The 16099-nt window shown below is 72.2% G+C and carries 13 protein-coding genes; 9 read left to right on the top strand and 4 right to left on the bottom strand.

What is annotated here, in order from left to right; translation table 11 throughout:
* Positions 1-100: 100 nt before the first annotated feature.
* Positions 101-727 carry a MerR family transcriptional regulator gene (locus ACZ69I_RS38820; RefSeq protein WP_389718183.1) on the bottom strand — a complete coding sequence of 209 codons (627 nt, stop codon included), beginning with the start codon at positions 725-727 and terminating at the stop codon, positions 101-103.
* 187 nt (positions 728-914) lie between these two features.
* Between ACZ69I_RS38820 and ACZ69I_RS38825 the strand changes: the two genes are divergently transcribed.
* The 3 genes from ACZ69I_RS38825 to ACZ69I_RS38835 are packed head-to-tail and all read left to right on the top strand — an operon-like array spanning position 915 to position 4290.
* Positions 915-2489 (top strand): flavin-containing monooxygenase, encoded by a 1575-nt coding sequence (locus ACZ69I_RS38825; RefSeq protein WP_470837229.1) that lies wholly within the window; start codon positions 915-917, stop codon positions 2487-2489.
* On the top strand, positions 2486-3415 hold the full coding sequence (locus tag ACZ69I_RS38830; protein WP_467672349.1) for an alpha/beta fold hydrolase: 930 nt from the start codon (positions 2486-2488) through the stop codon (positions 3413-3415). Before ACZ69I_RS38825 ends, ACZ69I_RS38830 begins: the two co-directional genes overlap by 4 nt.
* A complete protein-coding gene (locus tag ACZ69I_RS38835) occupies positions 3412-4290 on the top strand; it encodes an SDR family oxidoreductase (protein WP_467672347.1) in 879 nt (292 codons plus the stop codon). The genes ACZ69I_RS38830 and ACZ69I_RS38835 overlap by 4 nt, the downstream gene beginning before the upstream one ends.
* Before the next feature lie 79 nt (positions 4291-4369).
* Here the strand turns inward: ACZ69I_RS38835 and ACZ69I_RS38840 are convergent, their stop codons facing one another.
* Both ACZ69I_RS38840 and ACZ69I_RS38845 read right to left on the bottom strand, forming a co-directional pair.
* A complete protein-coding gene (locus tag ACZ69I_RS38840; RefSeq protein WP_470837231.1) occupies positions 4370-4558 on the bottom strand; it encodes a hypothetical protein in 189 nt (62 codons plus the stop codon).
* Between the two features lie 90 nt (positions 4559-4648).
* A complete protein-coding gene (locus ACZ69I_RS38845) occupies positions 4649-8068 on the bottom strand; it encodes a S41 family peptidase (RefSeq protein WP_470837233.1) in 3420 nt (1139 codons plus the stop codon).
* 166 nt (positions 8069-8234) lie between these two features.
* On the opposite strand from ACZ69I_RS38845, the gene ACZ69I_RS38850 reads away from it, so the two are divergent.
* Both ACZ69I_RS38850 and ACZ69I_RS38855 read left to right on the top strand, forming a co-directional pair.
* Complete coding sequence (locus ACZ69I_RS38850; protein ID WP_467672341.1) at positions 8235-8825, top strand: TetR/AcrR family transcriptional regulator; 591 nt, start codon at positions 8235-8237, stop codon at positions 8823-8825.
* Between the two features lie 109 nt (positions 8826-8934).
* On the top strand, positions 8935-11187 hold the full coding sequence (locus ACZ69I_RS38855) for an MMPL family transporter (RefSeq protein ID WP_470837234.1): 2253 nt from the start codon (positions 8935-8937) through the stop codon (positions 11185-11187).
* Between the two features lie 26 nt (positions 11188-11213).
* Here the strand turns inward: ACZ69I_RS38855 and ACZ69I_RS38860 are convergent, their stop codons facing one another.
* Positions 11214-11558 (bottom strand): SsgA family sporulation/cell division regulator, encoded by a 345-nt coding sequence (locus ACZ69I_RS38860; RefSeq protein ID WP_467672337.1) that lies wholly within the window; start codon positions 11556-11558, stop codon positions 11214-11216.
* A gap of 206 nt (positions 11559-11764) precedes the next feature.
* On the opposite strand from ACZ69I_RS38860, the gene ACZ69I_RS38865 reads away from it, so the two are divergent.
* The 4 genes from ACZ69I_RS38865 to ACZ69I_RS38880 are packed head-to-tail and all read left to right on the top strand — an operon-like array spanning position 11765 to position 15687.
* On the top strand, positions 11765-12916 hold the full coding sequence (locus tag ACZ69I_RS38865; RefSeq protein WP_470837235.1) for an energy-coupling factor ABC transporter permease: 1152 nt from the start codon (positions 11765-11767) through the stop codon (positions 12914-12916).
* 1 nt (position 12917) lies between these two features.
* Positions 12918-13679: a cobalt ECF transporter T component CbiQ gene (gene cbiQ, locus ACZ69I_RS38870; protein ID WP_467672333.1), complete on the top strand. Its 762-nt coding sequence runs from the start codon at positions 12918-12920 to the stop codon at positions 13677-13679.
* A complete protein-coding gene (locus ACZ69I_RS38875; protein ID WP_470837237.1) occupies positions 13667-14443 on the top strand; it encodes an energy-coupling factor ABC transporter ATP-binding protein in 777 nt (258 codons plus the stop codon). Before cbiQ ends, ACZ69I_RS38875 begins: the two co-directional genes overlap by 13 nt.
* 47 nt (positions 14444-14490) lie before the next feature.
* On the top strand, positions 14491-15687 hold the full coding sequence (locus ACZ69I_RS38880; protein WP_470837239.1) for a serine hydrolase domain-containing protein: 1197 nt from the start codon (positions 14491-14493) through the stop codon (positions 15685-15687).
* The last annotated feature ends 412 nt before the right edge of the window (positions 15688-16099 follow it).

Consider the following 16099-nt stretch of genomic DNA (forward strand, 5'->3'; position numbering starts at 1 on the left):
CCCCATCGACACCAGACCATCGCCCTCCGCAAACAGCTAGATATCCGCATACCCCAGGTGAAAACGACCTCTGAGAGCCTGTCTTTGAACCCCCGTGGATTCAGCTCTGCTTGAGGCGGCGGTCCAGGGCCATCGAGAGCTCCGCCTCCACCACGCTCTTGGCGAGCGGGCGCAGCTGGTCGATGTCCACCTCCGCGGTGTCGGGGACGTGGGCGCGCATGACCGTGATGAACAGCTCCGCGAGCGAGTCGGCGTGTTCGCGCACGCGCTGGCCCGCTTCGAGGACCGCGGCCAGCGGAACTCCCTTGCGCACCAGTGTGGACGAGGCCTCCAGGAGGCGGCGGCTGATGTGGACCAGCTCGTCGCCGTCGGTGCCGAGATAGCCGAGGTCGAGGGCGGCGACGAGGTTCTCGGGGGTGACCTCGCCCGCGAAGTGGTCGGCGAGTTCCTCGGGGGTGAGGCGGACCGGCTGCTCCTCGGTCGGCTCGCCGAGGCCGAGGAGTTCGCCGACGTCGCGGCCCTTCTCGAAGGCGTCGGCGAGCTCGGCGATGCCGTTCAGTGTGTGGCCGCGCTCCAGGAGGGCGGCGATCGTGCGCAGTCTGGCCAGGTGGTGCTCGTCGTACCAGGCGATGCGGCCCTCGCGGCGCGGCGGCGGGATCAGGCCGCGCTCGCGGTAGAAGCGCACGGTGCGCACGGTGATGCCGGCCTCCTGCGCCAGTTCCGCCATGCGGTACTCCCTGACGCCGCCGTCGCCGCCCGCCGGTCGCTCTGCTTGGTCTGCCACGTCAGAAGCCTATGTTGTACCGCCGGTAACTTTCCTGGCTCCCACCCCTACCCATCAGTACGCGGGTGTTCTACTCTCCGAATTGCGCCAGTGGTTACTGGCAGAGTCGTGTACTTCGGGAGGCGGCGGCATGGCCGAGCGCGAGCGGAGCCCTGAGCAGGGGCGCGAGTACGAACACGTACGGGTGGCGGTGATCGGATCCGGGTTCGGTGGGCTCGGGGCCGCCGTGCGGCTGCGCCGCGAGGGCATCACCGACTTCGTCGTCCTGGAACGGGCCGGCGCGGTGGGCGGCACCTGGCGGGACAACAGCTATCCGGGCTGCGCCTGCGACGTGCCCTCGCACCTGTACTCCTTCTCCTTCGCGCCCAACCCGGACTGGCCGCGCACCTTCTCCGGTCAGGAGCGCATCCGCGAGTACCTGGAGCACGTGGCCGACACCTTCCGGCTGCGCCCGCACATCCGCCTCGACACCGAGGTGAAGCTGATGCGCTGGGACGCCGGGCAGCTGCGCTGGGAGATCGAGACCAGCAACGGCACCCTCACCGCCGACGTCGTCGTCTCCGCCACCGGGCCCCTCTCCGACCCCAAGACCCCGGACGTCCCCGGCATCGACACCTTTCCCGGCAAGGTCTTCCACTCCGCCCGCTGGGACCACGACTACGACCTGAGCGGCAAGCGCGTCGCGATGATCGGCACCGGCGCCTCGGCCATCCAGATCGTCCCGGAGATACAGAAGAAGGTCGGCAGGCTCACCCTCTTCCAGCGCACGCCCCCCTGGGTGATGCCGCGCGCGGACCGGGCCATCACCGGCGTGGAGCGCTGGCTGCACAAGCAGCTGCCGTTCACCACGCAGGCCAGGCGCGGACTCCTGTGGGGCATCCGGGAGTTGCAGGTCCAGGCGTTCACCAAGCGGCCCAACGAGCTCGGCATGGTCGAGCAGATCGCCAAGCGGAACATGTACCGGGCGATCAAGGACCCGGTGCTGCGGGCCAAGCTGACGCCCACGTACCGCATCGGCTGCAAGCGCATCCTGCTCTCCAACACCTACTACCCGGCGCTGGCCAAGCCCAATGTCGACGTCGTCGCGAGCGGTCTGGCCGAGGTGCGGGGCAGCACCGTCGTCGCCGCCGACGGCACCGAGACCGAGGTCGACGCGATCATCTTCGGCACCGGGTTCCACGTGACGGACATGCCGATCGCCGACCGGGTCGTCGGCGACGAGGGTCTCACGCTCATGGAGACCTGGAAGGACGGCATGAACGCGCTGCGCGGCGCGACCGCCGCCGGGTTCCCCAACTGGATGACGATCATCGGCCCGAACACCGGGCTCGGCAACTCCTCCATGATCCTCATGATCGAGTCCCAGCTGAACTACCTGGCGGACTACCTGCGGCAGTTGGACGTGCTCGGCGGCAGCGCCGCGCTCGCGGCCAGGCCGGACGCCGTGCGTGCCTGGAACGGCCGGGTGCAGGAGCGGATGAAGCGCACGGTGTGGAACACCGGCGGCTGCAACAGCTGGTACCTCGACAAGAACGGCGTCAACACCACCGTGTGGCCCGGCACCACCACCGAGTTCCGGGCGGCGACCCGCAGGGTCGACCTCTCCGAGTACGAGGTGCTGCGGCCCCCGAAGCCGCTGGAGGCCGTGCCCGGCCCCGGCGCGAAGAAGAAGCCGGGGACGAAGAAGGCCGAGGCCGGGGCATGAGCCGACCGACCCCTGCGACGAGCGGGCCCTACGCGCCGCCCGTCGCCACCCGGGAACTGACCGCCGTCTCCGCCGACGGGGCCCGCGTCCACGTCGAGGTGCACGGCCCCGAGGGCGCGCCCGCCGTCGTCCTCGCCCACGGCTGGACCTGCTCGACCGCCTTCTGGGCCGCGCAGATACGGGCCCTCGCCGTCGACCGCCGTGTCATCGCCTACGACCAGCGGGGGCACGGGCGCAGCGCGGCGCCGTCGGCCGCCGAGGGCTACAGCACGCGGGCCCTCGCCGACGACCTGGAGGCGGTCCTGGCGGCGACGCTCGCGCCGGACGAGAAGGCCGTGCTCGTGGGGCACTCCATGGGCGGCATGACGATCATGGCCGCGGGCGGCCGGGACCGGGTGCGCGAGCACACCGCCGCGGTGCTGCTCTGCAGCACGGGGAGTTCGGCGCTGGTCGCCGAGTCGACGGTGGTGCCGCTGCTGCGGGCGGGGCGGGTGCGGACCAGGATCACCCGCTCGGTGCTCGGCTCGCGCGCGCCGCTCGGGCCCGTCACGCCGCTGGCCAGGCGCGTCCTCAAGTACGCGACGATGGGCCCCGGAGCCGCGCCCGACCGGGTCGACGCGTGCGCCCGGATCGTGCACGCCTGCCCGAGGATCGTGCGCCACGGCTGGTCGCACGTCCTCGAATCGCTCCAACTGGACGTCGAGGTGGGCGCGTTGAAGGTGCCGACCGCCGTCGTCGCCGGTACGGTCGACCGCCTCACCCCCGTCGCGCACGCCCGGCGGATCGCGGCCGCGCTGCCGGAGTGCGTGGGCCTCACCGAACTTGCCGGAGTCGGCCACATGACGCCCATCGAGGCGCCGGAGGCCGTCACCGCGCGGATCAACGAACTCGTCGCAACGTACGTACAGGTCAAGGAGGGCGCATGAGCAGGGTCAGCCTGGAAGGGCAGGTCGCGGTCGTCACCGGCGCGGCGCGCGGAGTCGGTGAGCTGCTCGCCCGCAAGCTGTCGGCGCGCGGCGCGAAGGTCGCCCTCGTCGGCCTGGAGCCGGACGAGCTGAAGCTGGTGTCGGAGCGGCTGCACACCGAGTCCGCGCACTGGCACGCCGACGTCACCGACCACGTGGCGATGGCGCGGGTCGCCCAAGAGGTCAAGGAGCACTTCGGCAAGGTCGACATCGTCGTCGCCAACGCGGGCGTGGCCAGCGGCGGGCCCTTCCTGGAGTCCGACCCGGACGCCTGGCGCCGCGTCATCGAGGTCAACCTCATCGGCAGCGCGGTGACGGGCCGGGCCTTCCTGCCCGTCCTGATGGAGAGCCGCGGCTACCTGCTGCAGATCGCCTCGCTTGCCGCGATCACTCCGGCGCCGATGATGACGGCGTACTGCGCGTCGAAGTCGGGCGTCGAGGCGTACGCGCACGCGCTGCGGGCCGAGGTCGGCTACAAGGGCGTCAGGGTCGGCGTCGGCTACCTGTCCTGGACCGACACGGACATGGTGCGGGGCGCGGACCAGGACGACGTGATGCGGGAGCTGCGCTCCAGGCTGCCGTGGCCGTCCAACAAGACGTATCCGCTGGGCCCGGCGGTCGACCGGATCGTCGCGGGCATCGAACGGCGCTCCAGCCACGTGTACGCGCAGTGGTGGCTGCGGGGCATGCAGGGCATCCGCGGCTATCTCCCGGGCGTCATCGGCGCGGTGGGCCAGCGGGAGATGCGGCGCTTCGAGCCGCGGCTCGGCAGCGTCTCGACGGGCCTGGTCGGCGCGGGCGGCTCCGCGGACGAGCGGGCGCGGGCGGGCGCCTGACGCCCCCAGGGGGCGCACGACGGCAAGAGGCCCGCCCGGCGTCCCGGGGGGCCTCTTGGTGTTCACGTTCCGCGCGGCGTCAGCTGTCGCCGTCGAACTTGTCCCGCTGCTCCTGCGCCGCGTCCTGGGCCTGCGAGGACCGCTCGCTCGCCTCGTCCTGGGCCTGCGAGGCGCGGTCACGCGACTCGTCGCCCTTCTCACCCATGGAGCCCCTGGCCTTGTCGGCGAGCTCGTTGGCCTTGTCCTGGAACTGGTCCTTGATGCCCATGCGTTTCACTCCCGTAGTGGGTGGGGGGATGGGGCCTCGACCAGATTTACACGGGCCGACATTCTGTGCATTTCGATCATGGGGAGGCTTTCAGGAGCGCGGTGGGAGCGGTGGACGACGGCGGTCGGGGACGTCCGAGTGGTCCGGGGCCGAGGCCGCCGGATTCTGCTCCAGGAGGTCGAGCGCCAGCTGCACCGCGTCGTCGAGCTGGGCGTGCCGCCCCTCCGCCCAGTCCAGCGGCGTCCGCAGGATGTCCAGGTCAGGGGCGACGCCGTGGTTCTCCACGCCCCAGCCGTACGCGTCGAACCAGCCCGCGTTCATCGGCACCGTGATCACCGTGCCGTCGCCGAGCCGGTGCCGCCCGGTCATGCCGACCACGCCGCCCCAGGTGCGCTGGCCGATGACGGGACCGAGGCCGAGCAGCTTGAAGGCGGCCGTGATCATGTCGCCGTCCGAGGACGTCGCCTCGTCCGCGAGGGCCACCACCGGACCGCGGGGCGCGTTCGACGCGTACGAGACGGGCTCGGCGTTGCGCGTCAGGTCCCAGCCGATGATCTTGCGCGTCAGCTTCTCGACGACGAGTTCGCTGATGTGGCCGCCCGCGTTGCCGCGCACGTCCACGATCAGGGCGGGCCGGTCCACCTCCAGGCGCAGGTCCCGGTTGAACTGGGCCCAGCCCGAACCGCCCATGTCGGGGATGTGCAGATAGCCGCACTTGCCGCCGCTCAACTGCCGTACGACCTCACGGCGTTTGGCGACCCAGTCCTGATAGCGCAGGGGGCGTTCGTTGATGAGGGGGACGATCGCGACCCGCCGGGGGCGCCCGTCTCGCTCCGCGGCGCGGAAGGTGAGCTCGACCGTCGTGCCGCCCGCCGCCGAGAGGAGGGGGTAGGGGCCGGTGACCGGGTCGACCGGGCGGCCGTCGATGTGCGTCAGGATCGCGCCCTCCCGGATGCCCGCTCCGGCCAGCGGCGAGCGGGCCTTGGAGTCGGAGGAGTCGCCGGGCAGGATGCGTTTGACCATCCAGCCCTCGTCCCGGTGCACGAGGTTGGCGCCGAGCAGGCCCATGGCGCGCTGGTAGTGCGGCGGGCCCTCGTTGCGGCGGGCGGCGGAGACGTACGCGTGGGAGGTGCCCAGCTCGCCGAGGACCTCGCGCAGCAGGTCCGCGAACTCGTCGGGGGACGCGACGCGTTCGACCAGCGGCCGGTACTGGGCGAGCACCGCGTCCCAGTCGATGCCGCACATGCCGGGGTCCCAGAAGTAGGCGCGGATGATCCGGCCCGCCTCGTCGTAGGACTGGCGCCACTCGGCGGCCGGGTCGACCTCGTGCAGGATGCGGCGCAGGTCGATCCAGACGGTCGTGTCGACGTCGCCCACCTCCGTGGAGGGCACGGCGCTCAGGTCCCCCTCGTCGACGACCACGAGCCGGGTGCCGTCGCCGCTCAGCGCGAACCAGTCGAGGTGGTCGACGAGTTGGGACTTCTTCGTCTTGGTGATGCTGAAGTGTTCGAGGGTGGGGCGGCCCGAGGTGTCGGCCGGGTTGGCGAAGGTCTCGCCGAGCGCGCCCGAGATCGGCCAGCGCAGCCAGACCAGGCCGCCGCCGCTGACGGGCTGCAGCGCCGAGTACTTCGACGCGGCGACCGGGAACGGCGTGACCCGCGCCTCCAGGCCCTCGACCTCCACCGTCGTGGTGCCGTAGCCCCCGCCGCCGTCGGCCGGGTCGAGGCCGCCCGCCGCCGGGCGCCCGTCGGGCAGCAGTGCGAAGGGGGACGGGGTCGCCGACGACAGCGGTACGAGGTAGGGGCGGCAGCCCAGCGGGAAGGACAGGTCGCCGGTGTGCACGTCGTAGACGGGGTCGAAGCCGCGCCAGGAGAGGAAGGCGAGGTAGCGGCCGTCGCGGGTGAAGACGGGGTTCTCGTCCTCGAAGCGGCCGTTGGTGACGTCGACGACCGTGCGGGCGAAGGCGCCCTCGACGCGGGCCAGCTTGATCTGGCGCAGGGAGCGGCCGACGCCGGGGTGCGACCAGGTGAGCCAGCTGCCGTCGGGGGAGAAGGCGAGGTCGCGGACGGGTCCGTTGACGGAGCGGATGAGCTCGGTGACGTCGCCGTCGGAGCCTTGGGGATCGTCGGGAGGGCCGTCGGGGCCGTCGGGGCTGCCGGGGGCGCCCGAACTCCCAGCGCCCTCAGCGCCCTCAGCGCCTTCGGGGCTTTCAGGCCCGTCCGTCTCCGTATCGCCGTCCGCCCCGTCGGACACCGTGATCAGGAGCAGCCTGCCGTCGTTCGAGGCGACGGCGAGGCGTTTGCCGTCGGGGTCGGCCACCAGCTCCTGGACCCGGCCGAGCCGCCCGCTCGCGAGTCTGCGCGGCGCGCGGTCGCCGCTGGCCCGCGGCAGCGAGGCGATCTCGATGGCGTCCTCGCCCTCGGCATCGGTGACGTAGGCGACCTGCCCGCTGGTGCCGAGCATCTCGGGGAGGCGGACCCGCACGCCCGGGGTGTCGGTGATGGTGCGGGCCGGGCCGTCCCGGTGGGTGAGCCAGTAGAGGGAGCCGCGTACGACGACGGCGCTGGCCCGGCCCGTCGTGTCCACGGAGAGCGCGTCGAGGTGCTGCGCGGCCGGTACCTGGTAGACCCGTCGCCCGGCCCGCGGACCGCCGAGCCGCACGTCGAGCCGGCGCGGCACGGAGTCCGCCGAGAGGTCGTCGACCAGCCAGATCTCGCCCGCGCACTGGTAGACGACGCGGGTGCCGTCGGCGGCCGCGTGCCGGGCGTAGAAGGTGTCGTGGTCGGTGTGGCGCCGCAGGTCGGTGCCGTCGGGCAGGCAGGAGTAGAGGTTGCCGATGCCCTCGTGGTCGGAGAGGAAGGCGATGCGCCCCGACACGAACATCGGGGAGTCCAGGTGCCCGTCGAGGTCGGCGAGGATCTGCTCGCCGTGCATCCACAGGCGGCCCGTCGCGCCGCCCCGGTACCGCTTCCAGGCGGCGGGCTCGTGCGGCGGCTTGCCCGTCAGGAGCAGCGTCTTGCGGTCGCACCCGCCGTCGGCGAGGGTGTCGGTGATCGCGATGTCCCAGACCGGGCCCCAGGGCAGCTTGCCGCCGGGGGAGCCGTCGACCGGAACGCTGTAGGCCCAGCAGAAGTACGAGAAGGGCTGGCCGTGCGAGGACACGGCGAGGATGTCGCCGTCGGGGGACCAGCCGCAGACCCGGGTGTCGGTGCTGCCCCAGTAGGTCAGGCGGCGCGAGGGGCCGCCCGCCACCGGTGCGAGGTGGATCTCCGGATCGAGGCTGCGCCAGGTCGTGTACGCGATGTGGCGGCCGTCCGGCGAGAAGCGCGGATGGCTCACCTTGGTCCGGTCGACGGTGAGCCGCCAGGCCCGGCCTTCCGGGGAGCCCTCCGCGGTGAGGGGGGCCACCCACAGGTCGTCCTCGGCGGCGAAACAGAGGCGGTCGCCGCTGAGGTGCGGGAATCGCAGGTAGGAGCGGTCGTCCTGGGCATCGTCGCGCGCGTCGGTCACCTCACCATGCTTTTCCGCCCCGAAGGCGGCGGCAACTCGTGCCGGGGGTGAAAGACGGGGTGACACAGCACACGTACGAAACGGTTTCGTTTCGTTGGGCGCGGGGCGTACAGTCGTCGCGTACGAAACCGTTTCGTTCCGACTTTCGAGCAGGGAGGTGGAGATCGTGGTGGAGACGGCGACGACCCGACGCAGCAGGATCACGCCCGAGCGCGAGGCCGAGCTGTACGCGGCCGTGCTCGACCTGCTGCGCGAGGTCGGCTACGACGCCCTCACCATGGACGCCGTCGCGGCCCGCACCCGGTCCAGCAAGGCCACCCTCTACCGCCAGTGGGGAAGCAAGCCGGAGCTGATCGCCAAGGCGCTGCGGCACAACAAGCCGACGTCCCTCGCGGACATCGACACCGGTTCGCTGCGCGGCGACCTGTACGAGATGGTGGCCCGCTCGGACGACTGCCAGATGGAGAAGGACGCCGCGCTGATGCGGGGCCTGTTCCATGCCGTCCACGACCACCCCGAACTCCACCAGGCGCTGCGGAACCTGCTCATCGAGCCGGAGCTCACCGGCCTGAACGACCTGTTGCGCAGAGCGGTGGAGCGCGGCGAAGTCGCCCCGGACAATCCGGCGCTCGAGTTCGTCGTCCACATGATGGTCGGCGGTTTCGCGGCCCGGGACCTCATCGAGGACCGCCCGGTCGACCGCGAGTTCCTCGCCTCGTACATCGATGCCGTGATCCTCCCCGCACTCGGCATCTGACCCGACCGCCCCCCTCACCCCCTCTGTTCCTGACGCGCACCGCTCACGTCGTCGGGCTGATCTCCCCTGCCCAATCCGGACCACACGACCTGACCGGGAGTACGCCCTCGTGGCCACTTTCCTCTACAAACTCGGCAAGCTCGCCTTCAGGCGACGCCACTTCGTCGCCCTCATATGGGTGGCGCTCCTGACGCTCGCCGGGGTCGGCGCCGCGTCCGCGCCCACCGCCGCCTCCAGCAGCTTCTCCATACCCGGCACGGAGGCCCAGAAGGCCTTCGACCTGCTGGAGAAGCGGGCCCCCGAGGCCAGCGCCGACGGGGCGAGCGCCCGCGTCGTCTTCAAGGCACCGGACGGCGAGAAGGTCACCGACAAGGCCAACAAGGCCGAGATCGACAAGACCGTCGCCGCCCTGAAGTCCGGCTCGGACCAGGTGGCCCGCGCGGACAGCCCCTTCGTGGCCAAGACCGTCAGCAAGGACGGCTCCACGGCGTACGCCTCCGTCTCGTACAAGGTCACCTCGATGGAGCTGACCGACGAGGACCGGGACGCGCTGGAGAAGACCACCGACCGGGCGCGCGAGTCCGGGCTCACGGTCGAGGTCGGCGGCGACGCGCTGCAGGCCATGCCGGAGACCGGGGCCACCGAGATCATCGGCATCGCCATCGCGGCGGTCGTCCTCGTCATCACCTTCGGCTCGCTGATCGCGGCCGGTCTGCCGCTGCTCACCGCGCTGATCGGGGTCGGCATCGGCGTCTCGTCGATCACCGCGCTCGCCAACGCGCTCGACCTCGGCACCACCACGTCGACGCTCGCCATGATGATCGGCCTCGCGGTCGGCATCGACTACGCGCTCTTCATCGTCTCGCGCTACCGCGGCGAACTCGCCGACGGCCGCGACCGCGAGGAAGCGGCGGGCCGCGCCGTCGGCACCGCGGGCTCGGCGGTCGTCTTCGCCGGGCTCACCGTGGTGATCGCCCTGGTCGGCCTCGCCGTGGTCAACATCCCGATGCTCACCAAGATGGGCTTCGCCGCGGCCGGTACGGTCGTCATCGCCGTCCTCATCGCCCTCACGCTCATCCCGGCGCTGCTCGGCTACGCGGGCAAGCGGGTCATGCCGATGGGCGAGAAGAGCAGGCTGTTCGGCGGCGGCGCGAAGAAGGCGGGCGCGCAGAAGGCCGCCGCGGAGAACGGCGGCGAGCCGAAGCAGAACATGGGCACCCGCTGGGCCCGCTTCGTGGTCCGCCGCCCGGTCGCCGTGCTGCTCGTCGGCATCGTGGGCCTCGGCGCCGCGGCCCTGCCGGTCTCGCAGCTCGAACTCGGTCTCCCCGACGACGGCGCACAGCCGACGTCCACGACCCAGCGCAAGGCGTACGACCTGGTCTCCGACGGCTTCGGCCCCGGCTTCAACGGTCCGCTGATGGTCGTGGGCGACCTCGAAGGCGCCGACGACCCGAAGGCCGCGGCCGGCGAGATCAAGAAGACGATCTCCAAGCTGGACGACGTCCTGAACGTCGCCCCGCCGATGTTCAACAAGGCGGGCGACACCGCGATCATCAGCGTCGTGCCGTCCTCCAAGCCCAGCGGCGTCGAGACCGAGGACCTGGTCCACTCGATCCGCGACACCGGCGCGCAGATCAAGTCCGACACCGGCGCCGACATCATGGTCACCGGCACCACGGCCATGAACATCGACGTCTCGCAGAAGCTCAACGACGCCCTGCTGCCCTACCTGGCGCTGGTCGTGGGCCTCGCGTTCCTGCTCCTGATCATCGTCTTCCGCTCGATCCTGGTCCCGCTCAAGGCGGCCCTCGGCTTCCTGCTCTCGGTCCTCGCGGCCCTCGGCGCGGTCGTCGCGGTCTTCCAGTGGGGCTGGCTGGGCTCGCTCTTCGGCGTGGAGCAGACCGGCCCGATCATGTCGATGATGCCGATCTTCATGGTGGGCGTGGTCTTCGGCCTCGCGATGGACTACGAGGTCTTCCTCGTGACCCGGATGCGCGAGGCGTACGTCCACGGGGAGCGGCCGGGACAGGCGATCGTGACCGGCTTCCGGCACGGGGCCCGGGTGGTCTCGGCGGCGGCGGTCATCATGATCGCGGTGTTCGCCGGGTTCATCGGCTCGTCCGAACAGATGGTGAAGATGATCGGCTTCGGCCTCGCGATCGCCGTCTTCTTCGACGCGTTCGTGGTCCGCATGGCGCTGGTGCCCGCGGTGCTCGCGCTGCTCGGCAGGAAGGCGTGGTGGCTGCCGAAGTGGCTGGACCGCGCGCTGCCGAACGTGGACGTCGAGGGCGAGGGGCTGCGTACCGAGGCGGAGAGGGGTGCCGGGTCCGCGGACGCGGACCGGGAGCCCGCGCGGGTCTGAGACACACCGCCCGGGAGGCCCTGGGCCTAATGGGTGACCGGGGTGGCGGCCGCGTAGGTGCGGCGCAGGAAGCGGATCAGCGCCGACGCGTCGAACTGGACGACCGTCACCCCGTCCCGGTCGTGGAACTCCAGGACGGTCTGGACCCGGCCGCACGGCCAGACCTGGACGTCGCCGGAGGTGACCGGGGCCAGCAGGCCCTGCTCAAGGAGATGCCGGGCGAGGACCCGGTGGGGGGAGCCGGGGAGGCCGATCCGCACCGCGTGCGGGTCGGCCTCCGCGTCGTAGTGGAGCATGACGGGGACGGCGCGGTGGCCCTCGGAGGAGTCCGTGACGAGGTGGGCGCGTGCGTACTGCTCGACTGCGGACATCACCGAACTCCTCTTCCCACCGGGCACTTCGTCGGGCCCTTCCTCACTAATGTCCCATATGTCCGGCGATCCGCCGCGAGGGGGCGTAGCCGATTCGGGACCGCAGCGCTCTTGCAAACCGTTTGCAACAAGGCACTATCATTGAACGGTTCACGAGCGTCACGAGCGATCTGCCCTGTCCAGGGCCCCTGCCCAGGAGCGAGCTCATGCATGTCCCCGACGGGTTCATCAATGTCCCGGTGTCCGCTGCCGCGGGCGTCGTCGCGGCCGGTGCCGTGGCCGTCAGCCTCAAGGGCGCGCGGCGGGAGCTGGACGAGCGGACCGCGCCGCTCGCCGGTCTGGTCGCGGCCTTCATCTTCGCCGTACAGATGCTGAACTTCCCCGTCGCGGCCGGGACCAGCGGACATCTGCTCGGCGGCGCGCTCGCCGCGATCCTCGTCGGCCCCTTCACCGGGGTGCTCTGTGTCTCCGTCGTGCTCCTCATGCAGGGCGTGCTCTTCGCGGACGGCGGCCTCACCGCGCTCGGCGTGAACATCTCCGACATGGCGATCGTCACCACCGTCGTCGCCTACGCCGTCTTCCGCGGTCTGGTGAAGGTGCTGCCCCGCGGCCGCCGCTCGGTGACCGTCGCCTCCTTCACCGCGGCACTGCTCTCCGTGCCCGCCGCCGCGGTCGCCTTCACCCTCATCTACGCCATCGGCGGTACGACCGACGTCTCCATCGGCAAGGTCGCCACCGCCATGGTCGGCGTACACGTCCTCATCGGCATCGGCGAGGCCGCGATCACCGCGCTCACCGTCGGCGCCGTCATCGCCGTACGGCCGGACCTGGTGTACGGGGCCCGCGGCCTGGCCCGGCCGCTGAAGCTGCGCGTCGGCGGGGAACTGGTGGACGCGCCGGACGCCGAACCGGTGCCGCTCGCCGCTCGTTCCGCCCGGTCCACCCGCCCGGTGTGGATCGCGGGCATCGTCACCTCGCTCGTCCTCGCGGGCTTCGTCAGCTTCTACGCGTCGGCCGACCCCGACGGCCTGGAGAAGGTCGCCCACGACAAGGGCATCGACGAGAAGGCCGAGGACCACGCCACCGCGGACTCGCCGCTGGCCGACTACGGGGTCAAGGACATCACCGACGCGCGTATCTCCGGCGGTCTCGCCGGGGTGATCGGCGTGGGCGTCACGGTCGTCGCCGGGTCGGCCGTGTTCTGGGCGCTGCGCAGGCGCCGTACGGGTGACGCGTCGGCGACCGCCGTGCCCGGGACGCCGGACGCAGCCGAGACCACCGACGCGTCCGGGACGACCACCGACGCGCCCGGGGCGACCTCCGACGCGTCCGGGGCCCGCGCCTCCGAGAGGGCCTGACATGGGTGCGGGCCACGCCCACCGGCTCTACCGCCGGGGCGGCTCGCCGGTGCACGCGCTGCCCCCGCACACCAAGCTCGCGGCCGTCTTCTGCTTCGTGATCGTCGTGGTCTCCACCCCGCGCGAGGCGATGTGGGCCTTCGCCCTCTACGCGGTGCTGCTCGGCGTCGTCGCGTCCGCCGCCCGCATCCCGGCCGGCTTCCTGCTGAAGCGGCTGCTGATCGAGATCCCGTTCGTGGCGTTCGCCGTGCTCATGCCGTTCGTCGCCCAGGGAGACCGCGTCGACGTGCTCGGCCTCTCCCTCAGCGTCAACGGCCTCTGGGGCGCCTGGAACGTCCTGGCCAAGGGCACGCTGGGCGTCGCCGCCTCCGTGCTGCTCGCCGCCACGACCGAGCTGCGCGCCCTGCTCCTCGGACTCCAGCGGCTGAAGCTGCCGCCGCTCCTGGTCCAGATCGCCTCGTTCATGATCCGGTACGGCGACGTCATCACGGACGAGATGCGCCGCATGAAGATCGCCCGGGAGTCGCGCGGATTCGAGGCGCGGGGCGTGCGGCAGTGGGGCGTCCTCGCCAAGTCCGCGGGCGCGCTCTTCATCCGCTCGTACGAGCGGGGCGAGCGCGTGCACCTGGCCATGGTCAGCCGCGGATACGCCGGGTCGATGCCGGTCATCGACGAGGTGGCGGCCTCCCGGGCGCAGTGGACCTACGCGCTGGCCCTGCCGTTGACCGCACTCGCCGTATGCCTGTTGGGATGGACCCTGTGACTACCGCACCCCCTGCCGCGCCCTCGCTGGAAGTGGCCGGACTGGCCTTCGCCTACCCCGACGGGCACCAGGCGCTCTTCGGCGTCGACCTCACCGTCGGGCGCGGCGAGCGCGTCGCCCTGCTCGGGCCGAACGGCGCGGGCAAGACGACCCTCGTACTGCACCTGAACGGCATCCTGACCGGCGGCGCGGGGACGGTCACCGTGGCCGGACTGCCCGTCGGCAAGCGGCACATGGCGGAGATCAGGCGCCGGGTCGGCATCGTCTTCCAGGACCCGGACGACCAGCTCTTCATGCCGACGGTGCGCGAGGACGTGGCGTTCGGGCCCGCGGCGGCGGGGGTGCGCGGGCCGGAGCTGGAGGCGCGCGTTCAGCAGGCGCTCTCCCGGGTCGGCATGGCGGAGTTCGCGGACCGGCCGCCGCACCACCTCTCCTTCGGGCAGCGGCGCAGGGTGGCGGTCGCGACGGTGCTCGCGATGGAGCCGGAGATCCTGGTCCTGGACGAGCCGTCCTCGAACCTGGACCCGGCCTCGCGGCGCGAGCTGGCCGACATCCTGCGGTCCCTGGACGTGACGGTCCTGATGGTCACGCACGACCTGCCGTACGCCATGGAGCTCTGCCCCCGCGCCCTCATCCTCAGCGAGGGCGTCATCGCGGCCGACGGGCCGACGGGCGAGCTGCTCTCCGACGACGACCTGATGAGCGCACACCGCCTGGAACTGCCCTTCGGCTTCGATCCGAAGACGGTGAGGGCGGGCAACTAGGGAATCGATGGTCGGTAAGGGCTGTTGACCTTTTCATGAGCGATGTCATGGGTGAGGTTCAGGACGGCGGGGTGCACGGCACGGTGGCGGCCGGGTTCGAGCCGGTCCGGGACGCCTTCGTACGCAACTTCGGCGAGCGCGGGGAGCGCGGCGCCGCGGTCTCCGTGTACCGCGACGGGCGGCAGGTCGTGGACCTGTGGGGCGGCGCGAAGGACGTCGACGGGGACCTCGGCGCGGGTGACGCGCCCTGGGAGCACGGCACCGCGCAGATCGTCCGCTCGGCCACCAAGGGCGTGGCGGCGGCCGCGCTGCTCCTGCTGCACCAGCGCGGCCGGCTGGACCTGGACGCGCCGGTCGGCGCGTACTGGCCGGAGTTCAAGGCGCGCGGCAAGGAGCGGGTCCTGGTCCGGCACGTCCTCGCGCACCGCGCGGGCGTCCCCGCCCTGGACCGCCCGCTGACGCCCGCCGAGGCGCTCGACCCGGACCTCGCCGCCGCGGTCGTCGCGGCGCAGGCCCCCGCCTGGGAGCCGGGCGAGGACCACGGCTACCACGCGCAGACGTACAGCTGGCTCACCGGCGAGCTGGTGCGGCGCGTGACGGGGCGGCCGGTGGGGGAGTGGATCGCGGCGGAGATCGCCGGTCCGCTCGACCTCGACCTCTGGGTCGGACTGCCACGAGCGGAGGCGGCGCGGGCCGGTCGCCTGGGCCGCATCGACCCGCCCCCGGCGCCGGGTGGCCTGCGGGTCCGCCCCAAGCGGAACGTGTCCGAGGCGTACGAGGACCCCGGATCGCTGACCCGTCGCGCGTTCGGCGCGATCGATCCCGTGCCGGACGAGAACGACGCCGCGTACCGGGCGGCGGCGCTGCCCGCGTCCAACGGCGTGGCCACGGCGGACGGGCTCGCGCGCTTCTACGCGGCGCTGATCGGTGAAGTGCCGGGCGGGCGGCGCCTTTTCACCCCCGAGACGGTCGAGCTCGCCCGCACCGAGGCGTCCGCGGGCCCCGACCGCGTCCTGGTCGTCAGCACCCGCTTCGGCCTCGGCTACATGCTGCACGGCGGCGCGTCCCCGCTCCTGTCCCCCGCCTCCTTCGGCCACCCCGGCCGCGGCGGCGCCCTCGGCTTCGCGGACCCGGAGTCGGGCCTGGCCTTCGGCTACGTGACGAACGGCATGAACAAGGGAGTAACGGCGGACCCGCGGGCGCAGGCGCTGGTGCGGGCGGTACGGGGTGCTGCGCGGGCCTGAACGGCGCCACGTCCGAGCCCCGGTCCCAGGCGCCGCCAACTCCTGACCCCCGCCCCGGTTCCGGGCACCGCCACGCCCCCACCGAGGCCCCGGTTCCGGGCACCGCCACGCCCCCACCGAGGCCCCGGTTCCGGCGGCGCCAGCTCCCCACCCACCCGCCCCGGTGGTCCGTCGCACCCACCCCCGCCCCCGCCTCGGCGCCCCGCACCACTCAGCCGTGAGGCGCACCCCGTCCACGGGACTGCTTCGCGGCGCAACGCTCCCGCCCGAGTTCCCCGGAGGGGAGCGGCGCAGACCCACGGCGACAGGTCACGGGGCTAGTAGTGCTTCGTTACGTTGAGTGATCTCGGCTGTTCGTGGGCAGCTTCCCGGAGTGAGGTTGGGGGAAGTGGACCGGCTCCGGGGTGAGTTG

It is taken from the genome of Streptomyces sp. NPDC036815, from assembly GCF_055609205.1.

Coding starts and splice junctions, on each gene's coding strand:
- ACZ69I_RS38820 (WP_389718183.1), bottom strand. CDS start 727: ATGGCGGAACTGGCGCAGGAGGCCGGCATCACCGTGCGCACCGTGCGC.
- ACZ69I_RS38825 (WP_470837229.1), top strand. CDS start 915: ATGGCCGAGCGCGAGCGGAGCCCTGAGCAGGGGCGCGAGTACGAACAC.
- ACZ69I_RS38830 (WP_467672349.1), top strand. CDS start 2,486: ATGAGCCGACCGACCCCTGCGACGAGCGGGCCCTACGCGCCGCCCGTC.
- ACZ69I_RS38835 (WP_467672347.1), top strand. CDS start 3,412: ATGAGCAGGGTCAGCCTGGAAGGGCAGGTCGCGGTCGTCACCGGCGCG.
- ACZ69I_RS38840 (WP_470837231.1), bottom strand. CDS start 4,558: ATGGGCATCAAGGACCAGTTCCAGGACAAGGCCAACGAGCTCGCCGAC.
- ACZ69I_RS38860 (WP_467672337.1), bottom strand. CDS start 11,558: ATGTCCGCAGTCGAGCAGTACGCACGCGCCCACCTCGTCACGGACTCC.
- ACZ69I_RS38865 (WP_470837235.1), top strand. CDS start 11,765: ATGCATGTCCCCGACGGGTTCATCAATGTCCCGGTGTCCGCTGCCGCG.
- cbiQ (WP_467672333.1), top strand. CDS start 12,918: ATGGGTGCGGGCCACGCCCACCGGCTCTACCGCCGGGGCGGCTCGCCG.
- ACZ69I_RS38875 (WP_470837237.1), top strand. CDS start 13,667: ATGGACCCTGTGACTACCGCACCCCCTGCCGCGCCCTCGCTGGAAGTG.
- ACZ69I_RS38880 (WP_470837239.1), top strand. CDS start 14,491: ATGGGTGAGGTTCAGGACGGCGGGGTGCACGGCACGGTGGCGGCCGGG.